The sequence below is a fragment of the Pseudomonas sp. AF32 genome, from assembly GCF_022342325.2.
Classification (GTDB): Bacteria; Pseudomonadota; Gammaproteobacteria; order Pseudomonadales; family Pseudomonadaceae; genus Aquipseudomonas; species Aquipseudomonas uvaldensis.
The window spans coordinates 128,706-153,224 of record NZ_RQJK02000001.1; the positions used below are offsets into that span (position 1 = coordinate 128,706).

The 24,519-nt window shown below is 60.8% G+C and carries 22 protein-coding genes; 8 read left to right on the forward strand and 14 right to left on the reverse strand.

Translation table 11 applies throughout. The annotated features are described in order from the left end of the window. Positions 1-58: 58 nt before the first annotated feature. The 3 genes from EGM97_RS00640 to EGM97_RS00650 form a co-directional block, all read right to left on the reverse strand. Positions 59-1,165, reverse strand: a complete 1,107-nt coding sequence (locus tag EGM97_RS00640; protein ID WP_238961405.1) for an NADH:flavin oxidoreductase/NADH oxidase — start codon at positions 1,163-1,165, stop codon at positions 59-61. Between the two features lie 284 nt (positions 1,166-1,449). Then, the gene (gene recJ / locus EGM97_RS00645; protein WP_238961406.1) at positions 1,450-3,159 is read right to left on the reverse strand and encodes a single-stranded-DNA-specific exonuclease RecJ; all 1,710 of its coding nucleotides are present in this window, start codon (positions 3,157-3,159) and stop codon (positions 1,450-1,452) included. A 169-nt stretch (positions 3,160-3,328) separates the two neighbouring features. Then, the gene (locus tag EGM97_RS00650; RefSeq protein WP_232776102.1) at positions 3,329-3,871 is read right to left on the reverse strand and encodes a YaeQ family protein; all 543 of its coding nucleotides are present in this window, start codon (positions 3,869-3,871) and stop codon (positions 3,329-3,331) included. 130 nt (positions 3,872-4,001) lie between these two features. On the opposite strand from EGM97_RS00650, the gene EGM97_RS00655 reads away from it, so the two are divergent. Further along, on the forward strand, positions 4,002-5,201 hold the full coding sequence (locus EGM97_RS00655) for a CaiB/BaiF CoA transferase family protein (protein WP_238961407.1): 1,200 nt from the start codon (positions 4,002-4,004) through the stop codon (positions 5,199-5,201). A 167-nt stretch (positions 5,202-5,368) separates the two neighbouring features. Here EGM97_RS00655 and EGM97_RS00660 read toward each other — a convergent pair whose 3' ends face one another. The 11 genes from EGM97_RS00660 to ffh all read right to left on the reverse strand — a co-directional run bounded on the left by EGM97_RS00660 (position 5,369) and on the right by ffh (position 15,805). Further along, positions 5,369-5,656: a DUF3509 domain-containing protein gene (locus EGM97_RS00660; protein WP_238961408.1), complete on the reverse strand. Its 288-nt coding sequence runs from the start codon at positions 5,654-5,656 to the stop codon at positions 5,369-5,371. A 187-nt stretch (positions 5,657-5,843) separates the two neighbouring features. Continuing rightward, positions 5,844-7,202, reverse strand: a complete 1,359-nt coding sequence (locus EGM97_RS00665; RefSeq protein WP_238961409.1) for a transporter substrate-binding domain-containing protein — start codon at positions 7,200-7,202, stop codon at positions 5,844-5,846. Between the two features lie 122 nt (positions 7,203-7,324). After that, on the reverse strand, positions 7,325-8,734 hold the full coding sequence (gene thrC / locus EGM97_RS00670; protein WP_238961410.1) for a threonine synthase: 1,410 nt from the start codon (positions 8,732-8,734) through the stop codon (positions 7,325-7,327). Positions 8,735-8,839: 105 nt separating this feature from the next. After that, a complete protein-coding gene (locus EGM97_RS00675; RefSeq protein ID WP_232776100.1) occupies positions 8,840-10,144 on the reverse strand; it encodes a homoserine dehydrogenase in 1,305 nt (434 codons plus the stop codon). Between the two features lie 132 nt (positions 10,145-10,276). Beyond that, on the reverse strand, positions 10,277-11,008 hold the full coding sequence (locus EGM97_RS00680) for a DsbC family protein (RefSeq protein WP_238961411.1): 732 nt from the start codon (positions 11,006-11,008) through the stop codon (positions 10,277-10,279). A 215-nt stretch (positions 11,009-11,223) separates the two neighbouring features. Further along, positions 11,224-12,120: a site-specific tyrosine recombinase XerD gene (gene xerD / locus EGM97_RS00685; RefSeq protein WP_238961412.1), complete on the reverse strand. Its 897-nt coding sequence runs from the start codon at positions 12,118-12,120 to the stop codon at positions 11,224-11,226. A gap of 133 nt (positions 12,121-12,253) precedes the next feature. Next, positions 12,254-12,604 (reverse strand): 50S ribosomal protein L19, encoded by a 351-nt coding sequence (rplS, locus tag EGM97_RS00690; protein ID WP_003175895.1) that lies wholly within the window; start codon positions 12,602-12,604, stop codon positions 12,254-12,256. Between the two features lie 9 nt (positions 12,605-12,613). Then, positions 12,614-13,423: a tRNA (guanosine(37)-N1)-methyltransferase TrmD gene (trmD, locus tag EGM97_RS00695; RefSeq protein ID WP_172834632.1), complete on the reverse strand. Its 810-nt coding sequence runs from the start codon at positions 13,421-13,423 to the stop codon at positions 12,614-12,616. After that, the gene (gene rimM / locus EGM97_RS00700) at positions 13,405-13,941 is read right to left on the reverse strand and encodes a ribosome maturation factor RimM (protein WP_238961413.1); all 537 of its coding nucleotides are present in this window, start codon (positions 13,939-13,941) and stop codon (positions 13,405-13,407) included. Before rimM ends, trmD begins: the two co-directional genes overlap by 19 nt. A gap of 5 nt (positions 13,942-13,946) precedes the next feature. Further along, on the reverse strand, positions 13,947-14,198 hold the full coding sequence (rpsP, locus tag EGM97_RS00705; RefSeq protein WP_007927680.1) for a 30S ribosomal protein S16: 252 nt from the start codon (positions 14,196-14,198) through the stop codon (positions 13,947-13,949). Between the two features lie 230 nt (positions 14,199-14,428). Continuing rightward, entirely contained in the window at positions 14,429-15,805 is a 1,377-nt protein-coding gene (ffh, locus tag EGM97_RS00710) for a signal recognition particle protein (protein ID WP_053152599.1), read from the reverse strand. A 203-nt stretch (positions 15,806-16,008) separates the two neighbouring features. Here ffh and EGM97_RS00715 point away from each other — a divergent pair, with 203 nt between their 5' ends. From EGM97_RS00715 to cmoB, 7 genes are all read left to right on the forward strand, one after another. Next, positions 16,009-16,821 carry a cytochrome C assembly family protein gene (locus tag EGM97_RS00715; protein WP_238961414.1) on the forward strand — a complete coding sequence of 271 codons (813 nt, stop codon included), beginning with the start codon at positions 16,009-16,011 and terminating at the stop codon, positions 16,819-16,821. Positions 16,822-16,833: 12 nt separating this feature from the next. Then, the gene (locus EGM97_RS00720; protein ID WP_238961415.1) at positions 16,834-18,075 is read left to right on the forward strand and encodes a transporter associated domain-containing protein; all 1,242 of its coding nucleotides are present in this window, start codon (positions 16,834-16,836) and stop codon (positions 18,073-18,075) included. A gap of 119 nt (positions 18,076-18,194) precedes the next feature. Further along, the gene (locus EGM97_RS00725) at positions 18,195-19,508 is read left to right on the forward strand and encodes an MFS transporter (protein ID WP_238961416.1); all 1,314 of its coding nucleotides are present in this window, start codon (positions 18,195-18,197) and stop codon (positions 19,506-19,508) included. Positions 19,509-19,674: 166 nt separating this feature from the next. Beyond that, complete coding sequence (gene lon / locus EGM97_RS00730; RefSeq protein ID WP_238961417.1) at positions 19,675-22,089, forward strand: endopeptidase La; 2,415 nt, start codon at positions 19,675-19,677, stop codon at positions 22,087-22,089. A 207-nt stretch (positions 22,090-22,296) separates the two neighbouring features. Beyond that, on the forward strand, positions 22,297-22,689 hold the full coding sequence (locus EGM97_RS00735; RefSeq protein WP_238961418.1) for a protease inhibitor I42 family protein: 393 nt from the start codon (positions 22,297-22,299) through the stop codon (positions 22,687-22,689). A gap of 57 nt (positions 22,690-22,746) precedes the next feature. Then, a complete protein-coding gene (cmoA, locus tag EGM97_RS00740) occupies positions 22,747-23,529 on the forward strand; it encodes a carboxy-S-adenosyl-L-methionine synthase CmoA (RefSeq protein WP_238961419.1) in 783 nt (260 codons plus the stop codon). Then, positions 23,526-24,482 carry a tRNA 5-methoxyuridine(34)/uridine 5-oxyacetic acid(34) synthase CmoB gene (gene cmoB, locus EGM97_RS00745; RefSeq protein WP_238961420.1) on the forward strand — a complete coding sequence of 319 codons (957 nt, stop codon included), beginning with the start codon at positions 23,526-23,528 and terminating at the stop codon, positions 24,480-24,482. Before cmoA ends, cmoB begins: the two co-directional genes overlap by 4 nt. Positions 24,483-24,519: the final 37 nt, after the last annotated feature.

The window sequence follows — 24,519 nt, forward strand, 5'->3', positions numbered from 1 at the left end:
AGATAAACAAGCCCCGGCCAGAACGACCGGGGCTTGTTGTTTAATCAGCATTCAGCATTCAGTCCCGAAGATCCGACTCATGGATCGGCTGGTCCCGATGCGTCGCCCGCTGGTACTGCGCCGGCCAGACGGCCTTGCGCCCGCCCAGGTCGTCATCGGCATGCAGCGCCCAGTACGGATCGCGTAACAGTTCACGGGCCAGGAAGATGATATCGGCCTGACAGGTCCGCAGGATGTGCTCGGCCTGGGCCGGCTCGGTGATCATGCCTACAGTGCCGGTGGCAATTTCCGATTCCTTGCGCACCCGTTCAGCGAAACGGGTCTGGTAACCCGGACCGGTCGGGATTTCCGCATTCGCCGCGGTGCCGCCCGATGACACGTCGATCAAATCCACCCCCAATGCCCTGAACCGGCGCGCCAGCTCGACGGTTTCATCGGGGTTCCAGCCGTCCTCGACCCAGTCGGTGGCCGATACGCGCACGAACACCGGCAGCTCCTGTGGCCAGACGGCCCTGACCGCCTCGGTGACTTGCAGCACCAGCCGGATACGGTTTTCGAACGAGCCGCCATATTGGTCGCGGCGCTGATTGCTCAACGGCGAAAGGAATTGATGCAACAGGTAACCATGGGCCGCATGGACCTCGACGACTTTGAATCCGGCCGTCAGGGCGCGCCTGGCGGCGTCCACGAACGCCTGGATGATCCCGTTGATCTGCCCCTCATCCAACTGGACCGGCTGGGTGTGTTGCGGATCGAAGGCAATGGGCGACGGACCGACCGGCGTCCAGCCGCCGTCCTCCGGCTTCACGCTGCCATGCTTGCCCAGCCATGGGCGCCAGGTACTGGCCTTGCGCCCCGCATGGGCCAGTTGAATGCCCGGCACGGAGCCTTGGGCGGTGATGAAACGTGTGATGCGTTGCAGGGGTTCGATCTGTTCATCGTTCCACAACCCCAGATCCTGAGCGGTGATTCGCCCGTCGGCAGTGACGGCGGTGGCTTCGGTGAAGACCAGGCCGGCGCCACCCACGGCACGACTGCCGAGGTGCACCAGATGCCAGTCATTGGCCAGGCCATCGGCGCTCGAATACTGGCACATCGGCGATACCGCGATGCGATTGGGCAGGGTCAATTGGCGTACGGTGTAGGGTTCCAGCAGCAGACTCATGGGGCACCTCTCGAATCAGTGGGCAGGCTCCAGGGTTCTGTTTGAAAAGTCGACGAGTGACAAAGGGTGCTGCACCCGCCCCCGCGGGCAAAGAAATGGACAAGACGTCACAACGGCTATCAACCAGTGCTTAGAGCCTAGTCGACAACCGGGGATAAGGCAGGGTTCAGAATCGAAAACAAGCCCCTGTGGCGAGGGGATTTATCCCCGCTGGGCTGCGCAGCAGCCTAAAACCTGTCATTGAGGTGTACCACAGGGAAACCATCGCCCGGGAATCCATGTGCCTACCGCGGCTCGATATGAGCAATCATCAACTGCACCGTTTCCTGACCGCGGAACTCGTTGAGGTCGAGCTTGTAGACCAGTTGGACCCAGCGAACGGTCGGGTTGGGCCAGATCTCGCGATCGATGCCAAAGGCAATGCCATCGAGCTTCACCGAGCCGCATTCACTCTTGAGCACCACCTTCAAATGCCGCTCGCCCACCACCCGCTGTTCGACCAACTGGAACACGCCATGAAACATTGGCTCGGGGAAGTGCTGGCCCCAGGGGCCGGCGTGACGAAGGGCCCGGGCGAGCTCTAGATGGAATTCTTCCACCGCAAGGGTGCCGTCCGACAACAGACGCCCGGTCAGGTCCTCTTCCCGCAGTTGCCTGCGCACTTCAGCGTCGAACGCCTCGGCGAACAGTGGGAAATTAGCCTCCGGCAAGGTCAGCCCGGCCGCCATGGCATGTCCGCCGTACTTACTGATCAGCGTGGGATGTTGCGCCGCCACGACACTCAAGGCATCGCGGATATGAAACCCCGGCACCGAGCGACCGGACCCCTTCAGCAACCCGTCCCCGGCGTCGGCAAAAGCGATGGTCGGGCGGAAATAACGCTCTTTCATCCGCGAGGCGAGGATGCCGATGACGCCCTGGTGCCACTGCGGATCGAACAGGCACAAGCCGAACGGCATCGTTTCCACCGGCAGGTCCTTGAGCTGGGCCAATGCCTCGCGCTGCATGCCTTGTTCAATGGACTTTCGGTCCTGGTTCATGCCATCCAGTTGCGCGGCCATGTCCCGGGCCAGGGCCGGGTCATCGGTCAGCAGGCATTCGATACCCAGGCTCATGTCGTCCAGGCGCCCGGCCGCGTTCAGACGCGGACCGAGGATGAACCCCAGGTCGGTCGAGGTGATGCGCGAGTGATCGCGCCGAGCCACTTCCAGAATGGCCTTGATACCCGGACGGGCGCGCCCGGCCCGAATGCGTTCCAGCCCCTGGTGCACCAGGATCCGGTTATTGGCGTCCAGGGGCACCACGTCAGCGACGCTGCCCAAGGCCACCAGATCCAGCAACTCACCGATGTTCGGCTGGGGTTTGCTGGCGTACCACCCCAGGCTGCGCAGACGCGCGCGCAAGGCCATCAGCACGTAGAAAATCACCCCGACGCCGGCCAGCGCCTTGCTCGGAAACTCGCAGCCCGGCTGATTAGGATTGACGATGGCATCGGCCGCCGGCAGCTCGGGGCCGGGCAAGTGGTGATCGGTAACCAGTACTTTGAGCCCCGCAGCTTTTGCCGCCGCCACGCCCTCGACGCTGGAAATGCCGTTGTCCACCGTAATCAGCAACTGCGGCTCGCGGGTCAGGGCGACCTGGACGATTTCCGGGGTCAGCCCGTAGCCATATTCGAAGCGATTGGGCACCAGGTAGTCGACATGGGCCGCTCCCAGCAGACGCAGTCCCAACATGCCGACCGAACTGGCCGTCGCGCCGTCGGCGTCGAAGTCACCGACAATCAGGATCCGTTGGCGCTGCTCCAATGCCGTCACCAGCAGATCCACCGCAGCGTCGATGCCTTTGAGCTGCTGGAAGGGGATCAGGCGCGCAAGGCTCTTGTCCAGCTCGACCTCGGATTGAACGCCCCGCGCCGCGTACAGGCGAGTCAGCAGGGGCGGCAGATCGCCGAGAAACGGCAAGGTATCGGGCAATGGACGGGGTTCTATGCGCATGGGATAGCAGACATTTCTCTATGAGTCGTGGGATGTATTTTGGCAAAGGGATCCGAGTGGGAGCGGGCTTGCTCGCGAAAGCGGCAGGTCAGTCAATGCGAGGCGATATGATCCGCCGCTTTCGCGAGCAAGCCCGCTCCCACAGTTCACTTGATACCGACTTACTGGCTCAACCGCGCTCGCCCAGCAACCATTGCAACTGCACTTCATGCTGCCCACGGTCGTCGGTCACGAAAATCGTCCCCTCGCTGATCATCACATCCCACTTGATCACGCGGGGCATGTCCTGAGCCAGGGTTTCCAATACGTCTTGGGGCACAGCAGCGATGTTGACGTTCTTGAGGGCTTTGACCGCCGGCACCACCTTGCCCTCCCAGACCCGCAGACTGCCATAAGCCAGCAGGCTGGTGCGTTCGGTACGGCGCGAGCACCAGGTCAGGCGCTCGGCATCGGGCTGGCCGACTTCGATCCAGTGCAGCACACGGTCATCCAGGCTTTTTTCCCACAGGGCGGGTTCGTCGACATCCGACAGACCACGGCCAAACGCCAGCAGCTCGTTGTACCAGAAGGCGTAGGCCAACAGGCGCACGGTCATGCGCTCCTCGGTTTCCGAGGGGTGACGGGCGATGGTCTGCTTGACGTTCTCGTAGACGCCGCGGTCGAGGTCGGTGAGGTTCAGTTCAAACTTATAGGTCGTGGACGGCTGGGCCATGAACGGGCTTCTTGATACAGGGAAAGGCGGCAAGTCTAACCGATGATGCAGGCAATCCACGAATTGCCGATCACTGACCCGCGGTGATAAAACGCTCTATCCGTTCTGCCTTTGTCCTACAGGATTGCTCATGTCGCTCACTGCCAAACCCCTCGCCGGCGTCAAAGTCATCGAACTCGGCACCCTGATCGCCGGGCCTTTTGCCTCGCGAATCTGCGCCGAATTCGGGGCCGAAGTGATCAAGGTCGAATCGCCTGACGGCGGCGACCCACTGCGCAAGTGGCGCAAGCTGTATGAAGGCACGTCCTTGTGGTGGTTCGTCCAGGCCCGTAACAAAAAGTCCCTGACCCTGAACCTCAAGCACCCCGAAGGCCTGGGCATCCTGAAAAAGCTGATCGGCGACGCCGATATCCTGATCGAGAATTTCCGCCCCGGCGTGCTGGAAAAGCTGGGCCTGGGCTGGGACGTGTTGCATGCACTGAATCCGAAACTGGTGATGGTGCGCCTGTCGGGCTTCGGCCAGACCGGCCCGATGAAGGATCAACCGGGATTCGGTGCGGTGGGCGAGTCCATGGGGGGCCTGCGCTACATCACTGGATTCGAGGATCGCCCGCCGGTGCGTACCGGGATATCCATCGGTGACTCCATCGCGGCGCTCTGGGGGGTGATCGGCGCGCTGATGGCCCTCCGTCATCGAGAAGTGAACGGCGGCACCGGGCAAGTGGTGGACGTGGCCTTGTACGAAGCGATCTTCGCCATGATGGAAAGCATGGTGCCGGAGTTCGACGTGTTCGGCTTCATCCGCGAGCGAACCGGCAACATCATGCCCGGCATCACCCCGTCGTCCATTCACACCAGCGCCGACGGCAAACACGTGCAGATCGGCGCCAATGGCGACGCGATCTTCAAGCGCTTCATGCAGATCATCGGCCGTGACGATCTGGCCAACGATCCACAACTGGCCAGCAACGACGGTCGGGACAGTCGCCGCGACGAGCTGTACGGGGTCATCGATCGCTGGGTCAACTCACTGCCCCTCGACAGCGTTATCGAGCAATTGAACCGGGCCGAGGTGCCCGCCAGCCGCATTTTCAGCGCCGAAGACATGTTCAGCGACCCGCAATTCCTGGCCCGGGAGATGTTCTTGCAGGCCCGGCTGCCGGATGGCAAGCCGTTCAAGATGCCAGGCATCGTACCGAAGCTCTCCGACACGCCGGGTACGTCCGAATGGGTCGGCCCATCACTGGGCGAACACAACGCCCAAGTGCTCGACGAGCTGGGCTACGATGCGCAGCAGATCACCCGCCTGCGTGCCGAGGGGGCCATTTAAAAAAACCGGACAAAAAGAAACCCCGAGAAGTGGGGAGACAACTCGGGGTTAAACGAGACCATTTTGTGGTCCGTGCAACAAGCGACAAGCACCGGAGCACAATGCTTGATCTTGCTGGTAAAGAGTCTGACTCACCAAGACGTAGGAAGGTTCCCACGACCTGCCATTCAATTCGCGGCGGCCATGACCTTGTCGCGAGCCAGATTACGCAGTGCTGCGGTCACACAGGGCTCCAGGCGTCCCTCGGCAATCAGCACATCACGATGCAGGCCATCGACGACATCCGTCAGTTGACGCTTGTCGGTCAATTGCGCCTGATTGAACATCCGTTCAACCATGATGCCCCCGGAGGCGTTCCTGAGCGTCACCAGGCATTCGCCCTTGGCGCCGGAGGGCGTCAGCGTGACCTGATACGGGCTCAAGGCCTCACCCAGCAATAGGCTGATACTTTCCATTCGATCACCCTTCAATAGTCCGAAAACAACTGCATGTGCACAGTAAGTGACCGTGAGCCGCAGCAGAAAGTTCTTCAGCGCACCGAAACGGCTTGCTTCCAACCTGTCCGATCGAGCATGCGCGTGCAATATGACAGGCAAATAACTGCCTTCGGTGTAAGGCGGCACTTGTCGTGCCGCAGCGTTTTCATTCAGAACGATGCCAACGCCGCCCCGCATCGCTCCAGCCCCCCAGAAGACCTCGCAACTGCCCATCGGCGCCATAGAAGGGTACCGACCAATGGTAGGTATTGCACAATCGGCCATTGAACAGCAGTTGCCGATCGATGAACCGTGACTGGCCGGTTCGCAGCTGCTGCATCATTTCTCCATGCAGCAACTCGGCAGTCGCTGGTGGGAACGCCGCTGAGTCCATCAGGCGCGTACCTCGCAGCTTTTCGAAGCGGATCGCGAAGTGCTCCTCGTAACTCTTGTTGCACATCAGCAGGCGCCCCTCCAGATCACGGATGAAAATCGGGTCGGGAATGGCGTCCATCAACGCCCGCTGGAGCATCAACTGGTCGTTGAGAACGGTCTCGGCCTTGAGACGCTGGTCGATCTGCATCTGCAGGCGCCGGTTCCACAGCAGCGACAACAGACCGAACACAGCGATCACCACCACGCACCAATAGCCCCAACGAGACACGCGCAGCCACAACGATGGCGCCTGACCAGGCAGGACGCCTGCCATCCATTTGGTACGCAGGGCACGCATTTCTTCGGCGGGGAACGCCTCCAGGGCCTTGTTCAGAATACCCAACAGGGGCAGCAGATCCTGACGGACAGCCAGGTAATCCGGTTCCCACTTACCATCCAGACTGTTTCCCACTTTTAACTGCCCGGCCGGATACAAATGGACCCCGGTTTCGTTTTCGATGGTGGCGTGGGCTTCGCCGCTTTCCACCAGCGCCCTCGCCTCCCCGTAAGTCTTGACCGTGTGCAGTTCAATGGTGGGGTATTCGCGCCTGATTTCCGCCTCCAATGCATGACGGGCTGGCAGTGCCAGCACCTTCCCTTCGAGCTGTTCCAGCGAATGAAGCTCGGAGTCCCCGTCGCGCCCTACCAATACCCAGCCAGAACCGCCAAACGCGTGGCTGAAATTCAGAAAGTCCCGACGCTCGTCATTCATCGCCAGGGTGGTGGTCATATCGGCTTCGTGCCTCTCCAGCATCGCCAGCAATTGGCCTGGGGAGAATGATTCGCGGTGAACGAATTCGAGTCCGGTCATGTGCGCGATCCGCTGGAGAATGTCATGGTTCAACCCGTTCCACTGCCCCAGTTCGTTTTTGAACAGGTACAACGGAAACTGCATCGAAGCCACGACGACCCTGGGGTTCTCCTCGATCCACTTCAGCTCCTGTGCGTTCAGCACCAGCCGCTCGCCGACATTGGACGGCCGTGATTCGAGGGCCGCCAGTTGCGCCGTGCTCGCCAATGTCATCCAGCACATCAGCGCCAGACCTGTCATCCAGCTCAGCGCTGGTTTGCATTTGATAAAAAACAACATCTGCCTTTCCTTCGAGATGGCTCGCCCCGTCCCTCCAAGGGGCGAAAACCCGATCAGTTTGGCATGCAGAAACAAGAAAGCCCGTCAGGAGACGGGCTTCAAAATGTGACAGGTTTCAGCGGTCAGAGTGGCTTGCCACGGTTGCCATGCTGACTGACAAAGGCCTGCACGGCTTTCAAGTCGTTAGGCAGCACAGTGCAACGCTCTTCTCGCTCAAACAAATCAGAAAGATGTGCGGGTAGTTCAAGCGCTTTTCCTACGCCCGCTTTCTCCACTGCGTCCGGAAACTTGACCGGGTGGGCGGTGCCCAGAATGACCATCGGGATATCCAGGCTGCGACGACATTCACGGGCGGCCTTTACGCCAATGGCCGTGTGCGGATCGAGGAGTTCGCCGCTCTGGGCGAAGACTTCGGCAATGGTTTCGCAGGTCTGAGCGTCATCCACGGCCAGGGAATCGAACAGTTTACGAGCTTCGGTCCAGCGCTCAGGCTCGACGCTGAAGCCATCACCCTGCTTGAAACTGTCCATCAGGCCCGCTATCGCCGCACCGTTGCGGCCGTGCAGGTCGAACAGCAGGCGTTCGAAGTTCGACGACACCATGATGTCCATGGATGGCGACAGCGTCGCGTGCAGGGTTTCCTTGACGTACTGGTTGCCGCTCATGAAGCGGTGCAGGATATCGTTGCGGTTGGTGGCGACGACCAGTTGATTGATCGGCAGGCCCATGTTGCGCGCCAGGTAGCCAGCGAAAATATCACCGAAGTTGCCGGTAGGCACCGAGAACGACACCGAACGAGCCGGGCCGCCCAGTTGCAGGGCCGCATGGAAGTAGTAGACGATCTGGGCCATGATCCGCGCCCAGTTGATCGAGTTCACCGCCACCAGTCGCGTGCCCTTGAGGAAGCCCTGGTCGGCGAAACTGGCCTTGACCATTTCCTGGCAGTCGTCGAAATTACCTTCGATGGCGATATTGTGGATGTTTTCGCCGAAGATCGTTGTCATCTGACGACGCTGGACTTCCGAAACCCGGTTGTGCGGGTGCAGGATGAAGATATCGACGTTCTCGCACCGCTTGCAGCCTTCGATGGCGGCCGAACCGGTGTCGCCCGAGGTTGCGCCGATAATCACCACACGCTCGCCACGCTTTTGCAGCACGTAGTCCAGCAGGCGACCGAGTAGCTGCAGGGCGAAATCCTTGAACGCCAGGGTCGGACCGTGGAACAGCTCCATCACCCATTCGTTACCGTTGAGCTGACGCAACGGCGCAATGGCATTGTGGGAAAAGACGCCATAGGTCTCTTCCAGGATTTTCTTGAAATCGGCATCCGGGATGCTGCCGGCGACGAACGGGCGCATGACCCGGAAGGCCAGTTCGTGGTACGGCAGGCCCGCCCAGGAAGCGATTTCCTCCTGGGTGAAACGTGGCAGGTTTTCCGGCACATAGAGGCCGCCGTCCGTGGCCAGGCCGGCCAGCAGGACATCTTCGAAATTCAGGGCCGGTGCCTGGCCGCGGGTGCTGATATAACGCATAAGGGCAAACCTTTGGTTTGAGCTTCGAGCTTCAAGCTGCAAGCTACAAGTTGAAAGCGGATCGGCTTTTACCTGGAGCTTGCAGCTTGCGGCTTGCAGCTTTGATTAATTCAGATGCTCAACGCGGATCCGGACCACTGGCCCCACCACGCCCTGGAGTGCTTCCAGCGCAGCGATCGCGTCGTTGATACGCTGCTCGACCACACGGTGGGTCAACAGAATCATCGGCACCAGGCCGTCGTGCTCCTCGACTTCCTTCTGCATGATCGACTCGATGTTGATACCACGCTCCGAAAGAATACTCGCCACTTGCGCCAATACGCCCGGATGATCCTTGGCCTGGATACGCAAGTAGTAGGAGCTTTCGCACGCTTCTATTGGAAGAATCGGGTGAGCCGACAGCGAGTCTGGCTGGAAGGCCAGGTGTGGCACACGGTTTTCCGGATCCGAGGTCATGGCGCGAACCACGTCCACCAAGTCGGCCACCACCGAAGAAGCGGTCGGTTCCATGCCGGCACCTGCACCGTAGAACAATGTCGAGCCGGACGCATCGCCGTTGACCATCACCGCGTTCATCACGCCGTTGACGTTGGCGATCAGGCGGTCGGCCGGGATCAGTGTCGGGTGCACGCGCAGCTCGATGCCGCTGGCGGTGCTGCGCGCCACGCCCAGGTGCTTGATGCGATAGCCCAAGGCTTCGGCATAATTCACGTCGGCGGTGGTCAGCCGGGCAATACCTTCGGTGTAGGCTTTGTCGAACTGCAACGGAATGCCGAACGCGATGGATGCCAGGATCGTCAGTTTGTGCGCCGCGTCGATGCCTTCCACGTCGAATGTCGGGTCCGCCTCTGCGTAGCCCAGAGCCTGGGCTTCGGCGAGTACGTCCTCGAAGGTGCGCCCCTTCTCGCGCATCTCGGTGAGGATGAAGTTACCGGTGCCGTTGATGATGCCGGCAACCCAGTTGATCCGGTTGGCCGAGAGGCCTTCGCGGATCGCCTTGATGACCGGAATACCGCCGGCCACGGCGGCTTCGAACGCTACAATTACGCCTTTCTCGCGAGCCTTGGCGAAAATTTCATTACCGTGAACAGCGATGAGCGCCTTGTTCGCGGTGACCACATGCTTGCCATTGTCGATGGCCTTGAGTACCAGCTCGCGGGCAACGGTATAGCCGCCCAGCAGCTCTATGACGATGTCGATCTCAGGGTTCGTGGCCACTTCGAAGACATCGTTGGTAATCGCAATACCGGTCGTCTGGAACTGAGGCTTTGGCGTGCGCATGGCAATTTGTGCCACTTGAATCCCACGCCCGGCACGACGAGCAATTTCCTCGGCGTTGCGCTGAAGTACGTTGAAGGTGCCGCCACCGACGGTACCTAACCCACAGATGCCTACTTTGACCGGATTCACTCTTGACTCCCCATGAAACGGCCGACACAAGGTCGGCCGTGAAATACAGCCGCGCAGCAACGCGACTTCGTGTTTAACGGCCCGACGAAGATTTTCGCCGAGCCGTGATCTTCAACAGCGGATCATTCATGCTCATTTCGCGCCAAGAGCCAGTTTGGCGACTTGTGGCGCCGGCTGGTAGCCCGGAATTACCTGACCATCGGCCAAAACAATGGCCGGTGTACCGTTAACACCTATTGACTGACCGAGTGCAAACTGCTTGGAGACCGGGTTTTCGCATTTGGCGGACTTGATCTCCTTGCCATCGACCATCTTGTCCATGGCCGCTTTCTTGTCCTTGGAACACCATACCGCCTGCAATTGCTCATCGCCCGGCGACCCCAGGCCCTGGCGCGGAAACGCCACATAGCGCACTTCAATGCCGCGCTTGTTCAACTCCGGCACTTCGGCGTGCAGCTTGTGGCAATACGGGCAGGTGGTGTCGGTGAACACGGTGATGTGGGACTTGGTCTCGCCCACTGCCGGATAAACCACGGTTTCGGCCACCGGGATGCCGTTGATCAGCTTGGAAATGCCCTGGCGCTCGGTGAGTTCCGTCAGGTTGACCGGCTTGCCGTCCTTGAGCTCGAACAGGTTGCCCTGGACGATGTACTGACCGTCGGCGCTGGCGTAGAGCACACGACTGCCCTTGAGCTTGACTTCATACAGGCCGGACATGGGGCTGGCGGAGATGGCTTCGATCGGTACTTCGAGCTGAAGGTTCTCCAGGCTCTTGCGAATAGCCTTGTCGGCCGCATCGTCGGCGATAGCGAAGGTGCTGGCCAGCGCAAGGGCGGCAGCGGTGAACATATGGATCAAGCGCATGAGGACTCCTGAGGCGAACAAATGGGACGGGGAAACGCCAAGGCAAAATCGGGTTTCAGCCGCCCACTGTGCAAACCGCCCAAGCCTATCACATAAGGCTGGCGTGACCGAATGCCGGTGATACAAGGCACTGGAGGAGAAGACCCGTCGGAGCAAGGCCTGACCTCTACAGCGGCCGCCCCCCCCCCCGACACCATGCTCCCGCAGGGGTTTCTTCAACCCCGCGGGTGATGCTTGGCGTGCAAGTCCTGCAATCGGGCCCGGGCGACATGGGTATAGATCTGGGTGGTGGACAGGTCGCTATGACCCAACAGCATCTGCACCACCCGCAGGTCGGCACCGTGGTTGAGCAAGTGAGTAGCGAAGGCATGGCGCAATGTGTGGGGCGAGAGGGATTTACCGATCCCCGCCACCTTGGCCTGATGCTTGATACGGTGCCAGAACGTCTGGCGGGTCATCTGCTCGCCGTTGCGGCTGGGAAACAGGACATCGCTGGGGCGCCCGGCCAGCAGCTCATTGCGGCCATCGCGCAGGTAACGCTCCACCCATACAATCGCCTCTTCACCCATCGGCACCAGGCGCTCCTTGCTGCCCTTGCCCATCACCCGCAGCACCCCCTGGCGCAGGTTGACCTGTTCCAGGGTGAGGCTGACCAGCTCGGTGACCCGCAGGCCACAGGCATATAACACCTCCAGCATGGCCCGATCACGCTGGCCGATGGCTTCACTGAGATCCGGTGCTGCCAGCAGTGCCTCTACATCGGTTTCAGACAAGGACTTAGGCAGCGGACGCCCCAATTGCGGCATTTCCACACGCAAGGTCGGGTCGACCGCGATCAGCTTTTCCCGCAGCAGGTAGCGATAGAACCCACGCAGGCCGGAGAGAAACCGTGCGGTCGAGCGGGGTTTGTAGTTTTGCTCCAGGCGCCATGCCAAATGGTCGAGAATCAGCTCCCGCCCGGCGTTGAGCAGTTCCAGGTTCTTTTCCTGCAACCAGCCATTGAACAACGCCAGGTCGCTGCGATAGGCACCTCGAGTGTTATCCGAGAGGCCCTTCTCCAGCCACAGGGCATCGAGAAACTGGTCTATCAGGGGATGATCGATCGCAGGCATAGACACTCATGAAGGACTGGTGGCGCGCACACACCGGAATGGAAAGCGAAAGTATGCAGGGTGCTCAAAGACCAAACTCCAGGCAACAAAAAAGCAGCCCGCAGGCTGCTTTTTTTTGCATCGGACGCTGGACTTAAGCCAGTTTTTCCTTGATGCGTGCTGCTTTACCAGACAGGTCGCGCAGGTAGTACAGCTTGGCTTTACGCACGTCACCGCGACGCTTGACAGCCATGCTGTCGATTTGCGGGCTGTAGGTCTGGAAAGTACGCTCTACGCCAACACCGTTGGAGATTTTACGAACGGTGAAAGCACTGTTCACGCCACGGTTGCGCTTGGCGATAACGACGCCTTCGAATGCCTGCAGACGGGAACGGTCACCTTCCTTCACTTTCACCTGAACGACGATGGTGTCGCCTGGGGCAAAGGTAGGGATTTCTTTGGTCATCTGCTCTGCTTCGAGTGCAAGAATGATTTTGTTGGTCATGCTGTGCTCCTAAGGCAAGTCTTTGGACTTACCATCGATACGTTGTGAACTATCGTCCCGCTCGTGGATATATTCCTCGAGCAGCTTCTTCTCTTCTCCAGAAAGCGAGCGGCTTTCCAGAAGATCGGCGCGTCGTTCCCAGGTCCGACCAAGGGACTGCTGTAAACGCCAACGCCGGATGTGCGCGTGGTTGCCACTCAGCAACACGTCGGGAACACGCTGATCCGCATACACCTCCGGTCGGGTGTAATGCGGGCAATCCAGCAGACCATCCGTAAAGGAATCTTCCTCAGCGGAATCCGCATGCCCTAAAGCTCCAGGCAGCAGTCGTGTAACCGCATCGATCAGGACCATCGCCGGCAGCTCGCCGCCAGACAGTACATAGTCGCCAATCGACCACTCTTCATCGACATGAGCTTCAATAAAACGCTCGTCAATGCCTTCATAACGACCGGCAATCAGGATCAATGCATCCGAATTCGCCAGTTCGCGTACCGCCGACTGAGTCAGCTGACGGCCTTGGGGCGACAGGTAGATCACCTTCGCACCCTCCCCGGCTGCCGCCCTGGCCTGAACCAGCGCATCTTCCAGGGGCTTGATCTTCATCACCATGCCCGGACCACCGCCAAACGGGCGATCGTCCACAGTGTGATGTCGATCCGTGGTGTAGTCCCGCGGATTCCAACAGGTCAGCTGCAACAGCTCCTGTTTCACCGCGCGGCTGGTTATGCCGTACTCGCTGATGGCGGAAAACATCTCGGGAAACAGCGTAATGACTTCAACGCGCAGATTAGCCACGTTCAGAAATCCGCATCCCATTCCACCTTCATTTCGCCTGCCTCCAGGTCGACGGCCAACACACACTGCCCGGTATAGGGCAACAGGCGCTCGCGATCATCCAGGCTGCCGACGCACGGTTTTACCACCATGACATCGTTCGAACCGGTCTCGAGCAGGTGATCGATTTTCCCGAGCAATTGCCCGAGTTGGTCGATGACCTTCAGACCCACCAGCTGGTACCAGTAGTACTCGCCGTCGGTCAGTTCAGGGAACAGGTTGCGCTGCACACAGATCTCATAACCGGCCAGAAGACGTGCTTCTTCACGGTCATCGAGACCCTTGAGCTTCGCGACCAGGAACTTGTCGTTCCCGCGTCCGCTGACCAGCTCAACCTGTTTCACGCTGCCTTCGCGCTTGAGCGTCCAGGCCTTGTAGTTCAACAGGTTCTTGATCGGATCAGTAAAGGAATAAACCTTCACTTCGCCGCGAACGCCATGTACAGAATAGATTTTGCCGACAACGATCAGATCATCAGCATCTTTTGGCGTCGCGTTCATATTGCTCAGGCCGCAGCCTTAGCCGATTCCTTCAACAACTGAGCAACGCGCTCAGAAGGTTGTGCACCAACGCTCAGCCAGTAGGCAACGCGCTCTTGGTTCACGGACAGACGAACTTCCTGACCACGGGCGATAGGGTTGAAGAAACCAACCTGCTCTTTGTGGGAACCGTCACGCGGGTTGCGGCTGTCGGTTACGGTCAGGTGGTAAAACGGGCGCTTTTTGGAGCCGCCAAGGGCAAGACGGATTGTTAGCATGTGAACATCGTTCCTGTAGTCGGTGCTGCAAATCTAAATGCACAGCGGGCATGGGTGCCCGAAAGGCCGCATATTCTAAGGAATATCCAGACTTTTGCAAATGACTTTTTCCGGCGAGTGCCGGCCTGCCATTCAGATCTGCCACGTTCAGCGCCCGCCGGAGACGGGTCGGCTGGAGATCCCGCGTCCCCGCGGGCAACGCCGGCAGGATTGCCGGCGCCTGGGATTGGTTACAGCTTGGGCATGCCGCCGCCGGGCAACATACCGCCCATGCCGCGCATCATCTTGGCCATCCCGCCCTTGGCGGAGAATTTCTTCATCATCTTCTGCATCTGCTTGTGCTGCTTGATCAAGCGACCGATGTCCTGCACCTGGGTACCGGAGCCCATGGCGATCCGACGCTTGCGCGAGCCGCTGATCAGGTCAGGGTCGCGGCGCTCGGCCGGAGTCATGGAATTGATGATGGCCTCCATCTGTTTGAACTGCTTTTCGGCCGCGCTCTGGGCGTTGCCCATCTGCGCCAGGTTCACGCCACCGATGCTCGGCAGCTTGTCCATAAGGCCGCCGAGGCCGCCCATGTTCTTCATTTGTTGCAGCTGGTCGCGGAAATCCTCGAGGTCGAAGCCCTTGCCCTTCTTCAGCTTCTTGGCCAGCTTGTCGGCCTTTTCCTTGTCGAGGGTCTGTTCGGCCTGTTCGATCAGGCTGAGCACATCGCCCATGCCCAGGATGCGCGACGCGATACGCTCGGGGTGGAACGGTTCGAGCGCTTCGCTCTTCTCGCCCATACCGATGAATTTGATTGGTTTTCCGGTAATGGCGCGCACCGACAGGGCGGCACCGCCACGGGCATCACCATCGACCTTGGTCAGGATCACACCGGTGAGTGGCAGCGCATCGCCGAAAGCCTTGGCGGTGTTGGCCGCATCCTGGCCGGTCATGGCGTCGACCACGAAAAGGGTCTCCACCGGATTGACCGCGGCGTGCAGTGCCTTGATCTCGCCCATCATCTCTTCATCGATGTGCAGGCGACCGGCGGTATCGACGATGACTACGTCAATGAACTTGAGCTTCGCTTCCTTAATAGCCGCCTGGGCGATGTCCACCGGCTTCTGGCTCAGGTCGGACGGGAAGAACGTCACGCCGATGTCGTTGGCCAGGGTTTCCAGCTGCTTGATCGCCGCCGGGCGATAAACGTCCGCCGACACCACCATCACCGACTTCTTCTTGCGCTCCTTGAGCAGGCGCGCCAGCTTGCCGGCGGTGGTGGTCTTGCCCGCGCCCTGCAGGCCGGCCATCAGCACCACGGCTGGTGGCACGGCGCTCAGGTTCAGGTCTTCGTTGGCGGCGCCCATCAGGCTTTCGAGTTCAGCCTGGACGATCTTCACGAACGCCTGGCCCGGCGTCAGGCTGCGTGACACCTCGGTGCCAACGGCGCGTTCCTTGACCGAATTGACGAAGTCCTTGACCACGGGCAGGGCGACGTCAGCCTCAAGCAACGCCATGCGCACTTCGCGCAAGGTGTCTTTGATGTTGTCCTCGGTCAGTTTCGCCTTGCCGGTGACATGGCGCAGCGTCTGCGAGAGACGGTCGGTTAGGTTTTCAAACATGCGCGATCCTTTCAGGCCCGGATGAGGCCGGGATAATGGCGGCCCAGACCGTGAAAAAATGTGCTCGGCGAGCCTGCGGCGTGGGCAGGTCGCGGATTATAGCGAAGAAGCGTGCGGCGTACACCTGGTGACTCCGGTGGTCTTTCGTACGGTATGGGTTCTATGCCAAACTCAGCGACTTTCGGGCCTGCCTAACAGGATTTATGCTCCCCTTGTCACCCAGCTTGCTTGCCTCCCTCGCCGCCGCCTGCCTTTATGCCGCTGCGACCCTTTACCAAGGCACCCGCCTGGCTTCCGGCGCCAAGGCGAACAAGCGCCTGCTGGTCACGCTCGGCGTACTGGCGGTGTTCGGCCACGCGGCCAGCCTTTATACCCATCTGGTGACGCCGATCGGCCTGGGCCTGGACTTCTTCAATGCCGCCAGCCTGATCGCCGTGGCCGTGATCGGCCTGACGCTGCTGGCCTGTTCGCGCATCCCGGTGGAGAACCTGCTCGTGCTGCTGTTCCCGCTGGGGCTGGCCACGGTGCTGCTGGCGCAGTTCGCGCCATCGGGTACGGTCCAGATCATCGATGAGGAACCGGGGATCCTGGCTCATATCCTGCTGTCGATCCTGGCCTATGGATTATTCACCATCGCGGTGTTCCAAGCCTTGCTGTTGCTCGTACAGGACCACCAGCTCAAGCACAAGCACCCTTCCGGGCTGATCCGCAACTTCCCGCCGCTGCAGACCATGGAGAGTCTGCTGTTCGGTTTCCTCTGGGCCGGCTGGACCCTGCTCTCGCTGTCGCTGATCTCCGGCTGGCTGTTCGTCGAGAATCTGTTCGCCCAGCACCTCGTGCACAAGACTCTGCTGGCCTGTCTGGCCTGGGTGGTGTTCAGCGTGCTGCTCTGGGGCCGCAACCGTCTCGGCTGGCGCGGCCATAAAGCCATTCGCTGGACCCTGGCCGGTTTCTGCCTGCTGATGCTCGCGTATTTCGGCAGCAAACTGGTCCGTGAATACATCCTGCATATCTGACGGACGGCGCTGATGGATAGGTTGCCCGCGGGGCCGCTGTTGGCCGTACTGGTGGTGCTGATCCTCTGGTCAGCCCTGTTCACCGCCATCGAAGCTGCCCGGCAGCACCTGCTGGCCAAACGCAGGGCTTCGCGTGCCGGCGATAAACCGTCGGCGAGACTGAGCTTTCCCCTGACCAGCCTGATCCTGTGCAATACCCTGTGCCGCACCCTGGCGGTGGTGATCTGCACCTTGCTGGGTATTTTCACCTGGCTGGAAAACGGCCCATGGGTCGCGTGGCTCGCCAGCGGTGCGGTGCTGCTGGTCTTTGCCGATTACCTGCCGCGCATCCTGGCCACCCGTCACCCCGATGCGGTACTGGCATTGGGCAACGCCTTGCTGGGCGTGCCCTTGAAAATGGTCTATCCGCTCGCCTGGTTGCTGGACGGCCTCAGCAAATTGCTGCTGCGCCCTTTTTCCCGCAAGGCTGTCGTCGTGCAGCAAAGCGACGACGACATGCCCACGCCGCCGCGTACCGAACAGGAACACGAGCATGGCACAGGACGCCCCCACGGGACTCCCGGCATCCATGCCCTGGACAACATCACCGTCAACGACATCCTGGTGCCCCGCAGCGAAGTCGACGGCATCAACCTCGATGACCCCATCGACGAAATCATCGAACAACTGCTGCTGAACCGTCGAACCCGGTTGCCGGTCTTCCACAGTGACATCAACCAGGTCGAAGCGGTGCTCAACACCCGCCAGGTCCGCCATCTGCTGGCGGACGCAAGCCTGACCAAGGAAGCGTTGCTTGCCGCCTGCCACGAACCTTACTTCGTACCCGAAAGCACACCGCTACAGCTGCAACTGCTGAACTTCCACAAGCAGCAGCGACGCCTGGGCATGGTGGTGGATGAATACGGAGAGGTGCTGGGCATCGTTACCCTGGAAGACATCCTTGAAGAGATCGTCGGCGAGTTCGAAAACGAGCACAACCTCGACAACCCGCACGTTCATCCCCAACCCGACGGGCGCCTGATAATCGATGGCGCGGCGTCAATCCGTGAATTGAACAGGGCCCTGGGTTGGCACTTACCCTGCGACGGTCCCAAGACACTCAACGGGCTGGTGACCGAAGCGCTGGAAACCATCCCCGAAAGCCCGGTATGCCTGAAGATCGGTCGCTACCGGCTGGAAATCATCGAAACTGTGGACAATCGTGTCAGCCAGGTGCTGATGTGGCATAACGGGTCGGCGCCAAGCGTCGCCTGAGTTGCGGATAGAATCACTGCGGGGGCAAAGCCTTGCTCCTGCAGAATTCAGGTCTTCCCCAAAGCGTTCAACAATAATAAATCGCTCCAACGGAGCACATGACTGTCAGGGATAACTGCATGACGACCACTACCCTCAACGACACCGCGGCGGCCCAGCCGACGAACTCCACCACCCGCGTGGCGACTGCGAGCTTCATCGGCACGGCCATCGAATTCTATGACTTCTATGTGTATGCCACGGCTGCCGCCCTGGTGATCGGGCCGGTGTTCTTCCCGCAGACGTCGGGCACGGCACAGATGCTGTCGTCCTTCCTTACCTTCGGCATCGCCTTTCTCGCACGACCGCTGGGTTCGGCGCTGTTCGGCCATTTTGGCGATCGGATCGGGCGCAAATCCACCCTGGTAGCCTCCCTGTTGTTGATGGGCATCTGCACCACCCTCATCGGCGTGCTGCCCGGCTACGCCAGCATCGGCGCCTGGGCACCGATCCTGTTGTGCCTGCTGCGCTTCGGCCAGGGGTTGGGGCTGGGCGGTGAATGGGGCGGCGCCGCGCTGCTCGCCACCGAGAACGCCCCCAAGGGCAAGCGGGCCTGGTTCGGCATGTTTCCTCAACTGGGCCCTTCCATCGGTTTCCTGGCGGCCAACGGGCTGTTCCTGAGCCTGGCCATGGGTCTGGACGACGAACAGTTCCGCTCCTGGGGCTGGCGCATTCCATTCCTGCTCAGCGCCGTACTGGTGGTCGTCGGCCTCTACGTGCGCCTCAAGCTCCATGAGACACCGGTCTTTGCCAAGGCCATGGCTCGCCAGGAACGGGTGAAAGTGCCGTTGGTGGAACTGTTCAGCCAATACTGGGCCCCGACACTGCTGGGCGCGGCGGCGATGGTGGTGTGCTACGCATTGTTCTATATCTCCACCGTGTTCTCGCTGAGCTATGGCGTAGCCAGCCTTGGCTACAGCCGCGAGACGTTCCTCGCCTTACTGTGCTTTGCCGTGCTGTTCATGGCCGCCGCCACGCCATTGTCGGCCTGGGCCAGTGATCGCTTCGGTCGCAAACCGGTGCTGATCGTCGGAGGCGTGCTGGCGATTGCCTCGGGATTCCTGATGGAGCCGCTGCTGACTCACGGTTCGACCTGGGGTGTCGCCCTGTTCCTGTGCATTGAGCTGTTCCTGATGGGCGTGACCTTTGCCCCCATGGGCGCCCTGCTGCCAGAGCTGTTTCCGACCCATGTGCGTTATACCGGCGCCTCGGCGGCTTATAACCTGGGCGGCATCGTCGGGGCCTCGGCCGCGCCATTCTTCGCCCAGAAGCTGGTGGCGATGGGTGGCTTGAGCTATGTCGGCGGCTATGTGTCGGCGGCAGCGGTGCTCAGCGTGATCGCCGTGCTGTGCCTGAAGGAAACCCGCCATAACGACTTGAACCAGATCGCCTGAAACCCGTGTGGCGAGGGGCCCGCCCCCTCGCCACAGCCACCTTTGTCGCCAAACCTGTCACAAACCTGAACACCTCCCAATGAAATAACCGCTAACAATCCCCCCCCATTGAAACCGCCCTCCACCTGCCCCATCTAAGACGCATACTCCATTGCGCAGGTGCCCCATGAGCGACCAGCACTCTACTGAAGCCACGAACGACTACGCTGATCCCGAACACATCGAACACACCGTTTCCGGCACCGGCCTGGCCCTGCCCGGCCAGAGCCTGCCGGACAAGGTCTACATCATTCCAATCCATAATCGCCCGTTCTTCCCGGCCCAGGTGCTGCCGGTCATCGTCAATGAAGAGCCCTGGGCCGAGACTCTGGAACTGGTGGCCAAGTCCGAACATCATTCCCTGGCGCTGTTCTTCATGGACACGCCCCAGGAAGACCCGCGCCATTTCGACACCTCGGCGCTGCCGCTGTACGGCACCCTGGTCAAGGTGCACCACGCCAGCCGCGAAGCGGGCAAACTGCAATTCGTTGCCCAGGGCCTGACCCGCGTGCGCATCCGCACCTGGCTCAAACACCATCGCCCGCCGTACCTGGTGGAAGTCGAATACCCGCACCAGCCGAGCGAGCCGACCGACGAGGTCAAGGCCTACGGCATGGCGCTGATCAATGCGATCAAGGAACTGCTACCGCTCAATCCGTTGTACAGCGAAGAACTGAAGAACTACCTCAACCGCTTCAGCCCCAACGATCCCTCGCCCTTGACGGACTTCGCCGCCGCCCTCACCTCTGCCACCGGCAACGAATTGCAGGAAGTGCTCGATTGCGTGCCGATGCTCAAGCGCATGGAAAAAGTGCTGCCGATGCTGCGCAAGGAAGTGGAAGTCGCGCGGCTGCAAAAAGAGATTTCCGCCGAGGTCAACAGCAAGATCGGCGAACATCAGCGCCAGTTCTTCCTCAAGGAACAGCTCAAGGTCATCCAGCAGGAACTGGGGCTGACCAAGGACGACCGCAGCGCCGACCTCGAGCAGTTCGAGCAACGGCTGGAGGGCAAGGTATTGCCCGCCCAGGCCAAAAAACGCATCGATGAGGAAATGAACAAGCTCTCGATCCTGGAGACCGGCTCACCGGAATACGCCGTTACCCGTAACTACCTGGATTGGGCCACCTCGGTGCCGTGGGGCGTCTATGGCCAGGACAAGCTCGACCTCAAACATGCCCGCAAGGTCCTCGACCAGCACCATGCCGGCCTGGACGACATCAAGGACCGCATCCTGGAATTCCTCGCCGTGGGTGCCTACAAGGGTGAGATCAGCGGCTCCATCGTATTGCTGGTGGGTCCGCCGGGCGTGGGCAAGACCAGCGTGGGCAAATCCATCGCCGAATCCCTCGGCCGGCCGTTCTACCGCTTCAGCGTCGGCGGCATGCGCGACGAAGCCGAGATCAAGGGCCATCGCCGCACCTACATCGGCGCCCAGCCGGGCAAGCTGGTGCAGGCTCTCAAGGACGTCGAGGTGATGAACCCGGTGATCATGCTCGACGAGATCGACAAGATGGGCCAGAGCTACCAGGGCGATCCGGCCTCGGCCTTGCTGGAAACCCTCGACCCGGAGCAGAACGTCGAATTCCTCGACCATTATCTGGACATGCGCCTGGACCTGTCCAAGGTGCTGTTCGTGTGCACCGCCAACACCCTGGACTCGATCCCCGGCCCGCTGCTGGACCGGATGGAAGTGATTCGCCTGTCCGGCTACATCACCGAAGAAAAGGTCGCCATCGCCAAGCGCCATCTCTGGCCCAAGCAGTTGGCAAAGGCCGGCGTATCCAAGGGCAGCCTGACTATCAGCGACAGCGCCCTCAAGACCTTGATCGACGGTTATGCCCGTGAAGCCGGGGTGCGACAGTTGGAGAAGCAACTGGGCAAACTGGTGCGCAAGGCGGTGATGAAGCTGATCGACGACCCCAAGGCAGTCATCAAGCTCGGGCCGAAAGACCTCGAGGCCTCCCTGGGCAAACCGGTGTTCCGCAACGAGCAAGTATTGTCCGGCGTTGGCGTGATCACCGGCCTGGCCTGGACCAGCATGGGCGGCGCCACCTTGCCCATCGAAGCGACGCGCATCCATACCCTCAATCGTGGCTTCAAGCTTACCGGGCAACTGGGGGAGGTGATGAAGGAATCGGCGGAGATCGCCCACAGCTACGTCAGCTCGCACCTGAAGCAGTTCGGCGGTGACCCGAAGTTCTTCGACGAGGCGTTCGTGCACTTGCATGTACCGGAAGGCGCTACCCCCAAGGATGGCCCGAGCGCCGGCGTGACCATGGCCAGCGCCCTGCTGTCCCTGGCCCGCAACCAGCCACCGAAGAAAGGCGTCGCCATGACCGGCGAACTCACCCTCACCGGGCATGTGCTGCCGATTGGCGGCGTGCGGGAAAAAGTGATCGCCGCGCGACGGCAGAAAATCTTCGAGCTGATCCTGCCCGAAGCCAACCGGGGCAACTTCGAAGAACTGCCGGACTACCTCAAGGAAGGTGTCACGGTGCATTTTGCCAAGCGGTTTGCGGATGTGGCGAAGGTGTTGTTCTGAGGGTTATGCAGGGCCAGTAATGGCCTCATCGCGAGCAGGCTCGCTCCCAAAGTAGACAGGTGTCGTTCACAAATTCTGTGTTCCACACAATTCCCTGTGGGAGCGAGCCTGCTCGCGATAGGCCCTGATAAACCATACATTCCCTGCTGACACACCCAGCAGCATCTTCGGTTATGCTCCCCATTCGTCGTGAATGCCGGAGCCTCTATGTCCCTTACCCGCCTGCTCGTCCCCTTGAGCCTCGTCTTGCTAAGCGCCTGCGCCACGCAGTCGAAACACAACGTGACCGTGGAGAAGCTGAGCGAATGCCCGGTGCGGCTCAACAACGGACAGAACCTGATCCTGAGCCTGCCCAGCAACCCCACCACCGGCTATCGCTGGGCAATCCAGGATTCCGCGGGCGGTGTGCTGAAAGCCCTGGGGCCTGAGGTTTATCGCAATCCGGAAGACGCTGGCATCGTCGGCGCCGCGGGCGTCTCGACCTGGCGCTTCCAGGCCTTCAGCGCCGGAACCGGCCGCTTGCGCCTGACCTATCAACAGCCCTGGGCTCCGGAAGTGCCGCCGGTGGAAACCTTTGACTGCGCCATTGCGGTGAAGTGAACGCAGGCTGGCGTTTACTTCCAGTGATGGCTCGCCCCCGCAGTTTTTTTGGTTAAAATGCCGGCCCTTTTCACCACCCATGCCGCTGGAATCGCCGTGAGCAAAGAGTCCGATCGCCTGTTCGCCCAACCCTTGGCCCAAGTGCCCGACTTCGCCTTCAACGAGGACGTGGTGCGAGTGTTCCCGGACATGATCAAGCGTTCAGTACCCGGCTACCCGACCATCGTGGAAAACCTCGGCGTGCTCGCCGCGCAATTCGCCCAGCCGGGCAGCGTCCTCTATGACCTGGGGGCGTCCCTGGGCGCGGTGACCCAGGCGCTGCGCCGCCATGTGCGCACCGACGGTTGTCGGGTGATCGCTGTGGATAACTCGGCGGCCATGGTCGAGCGTTGCCGTGAATACCTCAACGGTCAGGACTCGATGTTCCAGGAGCTGCTGCCTGTGGAAGTCATCGAAGGCGATATCCTGGCCCTGGACTTCCAGCCGGCCTCGGTGGTGGCGCTGAACTTCACCCTGCAGTTCATCGCGCCGGACCAGCGCACCGCACTGCTGGGCCGCATCCGCCAGTCGCTGCTGCCCGGTGGCGCCCTGATCCTTTCGGAAAAGCTGCGCTTCAACGATGCCCAGGAACACGCCCTGCTCACCGATCTGCACGTGGCGTTCAAACGCGCCAACGGCTACAGCGAACTGGAGATTGCCCAGAAGCGCAGCGCCATCGAAAACGTCATGAAGCCCGACAGCCTCGAAGAACACCGCGAACGCTTGCTGGCGGCCGGGTTCTCGAAAGTCGTGCCGTGGTTCCAGTGTCTTAACTTCGCCTCGTTGATTGCCCTGCCATGATCGATCTTTCCCCCCTCGCCCGCCGTCTGGCCGGAACACCCTTGGCCGACTGGGCTGCGACGCTACAATCGCAACTCGACATCAAGATGGAAAAAGGCCATGGCGACCTCGAGCGTTGGCAAAGCGCCCTGGATGCCTTGCCGGTGTTGCAACCGACCGAGGTCGATCTACTCAACGGTCTGACGCTCGATACCGACTGCGACGACGAAACCCGCGCCCGGATGCGCACCGCCCTGATGGGCCTTTCGCCATGGCGCAAAGGCCCGTTCGACTTGTTCGGCGTGCATGTCGACACCGAATGGCGCTCGGACTGGAAGTGGTCGCGAGTGGCCCCGCACCTCGACCTCAAGGGCAAGCGCATCCTCGACGTGGGTTGCGGCAATGGTTACTACATGTGGCGCATGCTCGGTGCCGGCGCCGACACCGTCATCGGCGTCGACCCCAACTGGCTGTTTTTCTGTCAGTTCCAGGCCGTTCAGCGCTATCTTTCGCAACCCAACGCCTGGCACCTGCCATTCCCATTCGAGGACCTGCCACCGGATCTCGAAGGCTTCGACACGGTGTTTTCCATGGGCGTGTTCTACCACCGCCGCTCGCCGATCGAGCATTTGCTGGCCTTGAAAGACTGCCTGGTGAAGGGCGGTGAGCTGGTACTGGAAACCCTGGTAATTGAGGGTGACGAGCACCAGGTACTGGTGCCCGAAGACCGCTACGCGCAGATGCGCAACGTCTGGTTCCTGCCTTCGGTGCCCGCTCTCGAACGCTGGCTGCGCCGCGCCGGATTCAGTGACGTACGGTGCGTGGACGTAAGCCTGACCACCGTCGAGGAACAGCGCAGCACGGAGTGGATGAAGTATCAGTCGCTGAGTGACTTCCTTGACCCCGAGGACCACAGCAAGACCATCGAAGGCCTGCCGGCGCCGATGCGGGCGGTGATTGTGGCGCGTAAATAAATAGTTCAAACAACCCCAAAACCCTGTGGGGGAACTG

Bases quoted from the DNA above. Each gene is read 5' to 3' on its own strand.
- cmoA (WP_238961419.1), top strand. From the start codon at position 22,747: ATGCCGGCCCTTTTCACCACCCATGCCGCTGGAATCGCCGTGAGCAAA.
- rimM (WP_238961413.1), bottom strand. From the start codon at position 13,941: ATGAACGCGACGCCAAAAGATGCTGATGATCTGATCGTTGTCGGCAAA.
- EGM97_RS00720 (WP_238961415.1), top strand. From the start codon at position 16,834: ATGGATAGGTTGCCCGCGGGGCCGCTGTTGGCCGTACTGGTGGTGCTG.
- EGM97_RS00655 (WP_238961407.1), top strand. From the start codon at position 4,002: ATGTCGCTCACTGCCAAACCCCTCGCCGGCGTCAAAGTCATCGAACTC.
- EGM97_RS00680 (WP_238961411.1), bottom strand. From the start codon at position 11,008: ATGCGCTTGATCCATATGTTCACCGCTGCCGCCCTTGCGCTGGCCAGC.
- lon (WP_238961417.1), top strand. From the start codon at position 19,675: ATGAGCGACCAGCACTCTACTGAAGCCACGAACGACTACGCTGATCCC.
- rplS (WP_003175895.1), bottom strand. From the start codon at position 12,604: ATGACCAACAAAATCATTCTTGCACTCGAAGCAGAGCAGATGACCAAA.
- rpsP (WP_007927680.1), bottom strand. From the start codon at position 14,198: ATGCTAACAATCCGTCTTGCCCTTGGCGGCTCCAAAAAGCGCCCGTTT.
- trmD (WP_172834632.1), bottom strand. From the start codon at position 13,423: ATGGGATGCGGATTTCTGAACGTGGCTAATCTGCGCGTTGAAGTCATT.
- EGM97_RS00725 (WP_238961416.1), top strand. From the start codon at position 18,195: ATGACGACCACTACCCTCAACGACACCGCGGCGGCCCAGCCGACGAAC.
- thrC (WP_238961410.1), bottom strand. From the start codon at position 8,734: ATGCGTTATATCAGCACCCGCGGCCAGGCACCGGCCCTGAATTTCGAA.
- xerD (WP_238961412.1), bottom strand. From the start codon at position 12,120: ATGCCTGCGATCGATCATCCCCTGATAGACCAGTTTCTCGATGCCCTG.
- recJ (WP_238961406.1), bottom strand. From the start codon at position 3,159: ATGCGCATAGAACCCCGTCCATTGCCCGATACCTTGCCGTTTCTCGGC.
- EGM97_RS00660 (WP_238961408.1), bottom strand. From the start codon at position 5,656: ATGGAAAGTATCAGCCTATTGCTGGGTGAGGCCTTGAGCCCGTATCAG.
- EGM97_RS00715 (WP_238961414.1), top strand. From the start codon at position 16,009: ATGCTCCCCTTGTCACCCAGCTTGCTTGCCTCCCTCGCCGCCGCCTGC.
- EGM97_RS00650 (WP_232776102.1), bottom strand. From the start codon at position 3,871: ATGGCCCAGCCGTCCACGACCTATAAGTTTGAACTGAACCTCACCGAC.
- cmoB (WP_238961420.1), top strand. From the start codon at position 23,526: ATGATCGATCTTTCCCCCCTCGCCCGCCGTCTGGCCGGAACACCCTTG.
- EGM97_RS00640 (WP_238961405.1), bottom strand. From the start codon at position 1,165: ATGAGTCTGCTGCTGGAACCCTACACCGTACGCCAATTGACCCTGCCC.
- EGM97_RS00735 (WP_238961418.1), top strand. From the start codon at position 22,297: ATGTCCCTTACCCGCCTGCTCGTCCCCTTGAGCCTCGTCTTGCTAAGC.
- ffh (WP_053152599.1), bottom strand. From the start codon at position 15,805: ATGTTTGAAAACCTAACCGACCGTCTCTCGCAGACGCTGCGCCATGTC.
- EGM97_RS00665 (WP_238961409.1), bottom strand. From the start codon at position 7,202: ATGTTGTTTTTTATCAAATGCAAACCAGCGCTGAGCTGGATGACAGGT.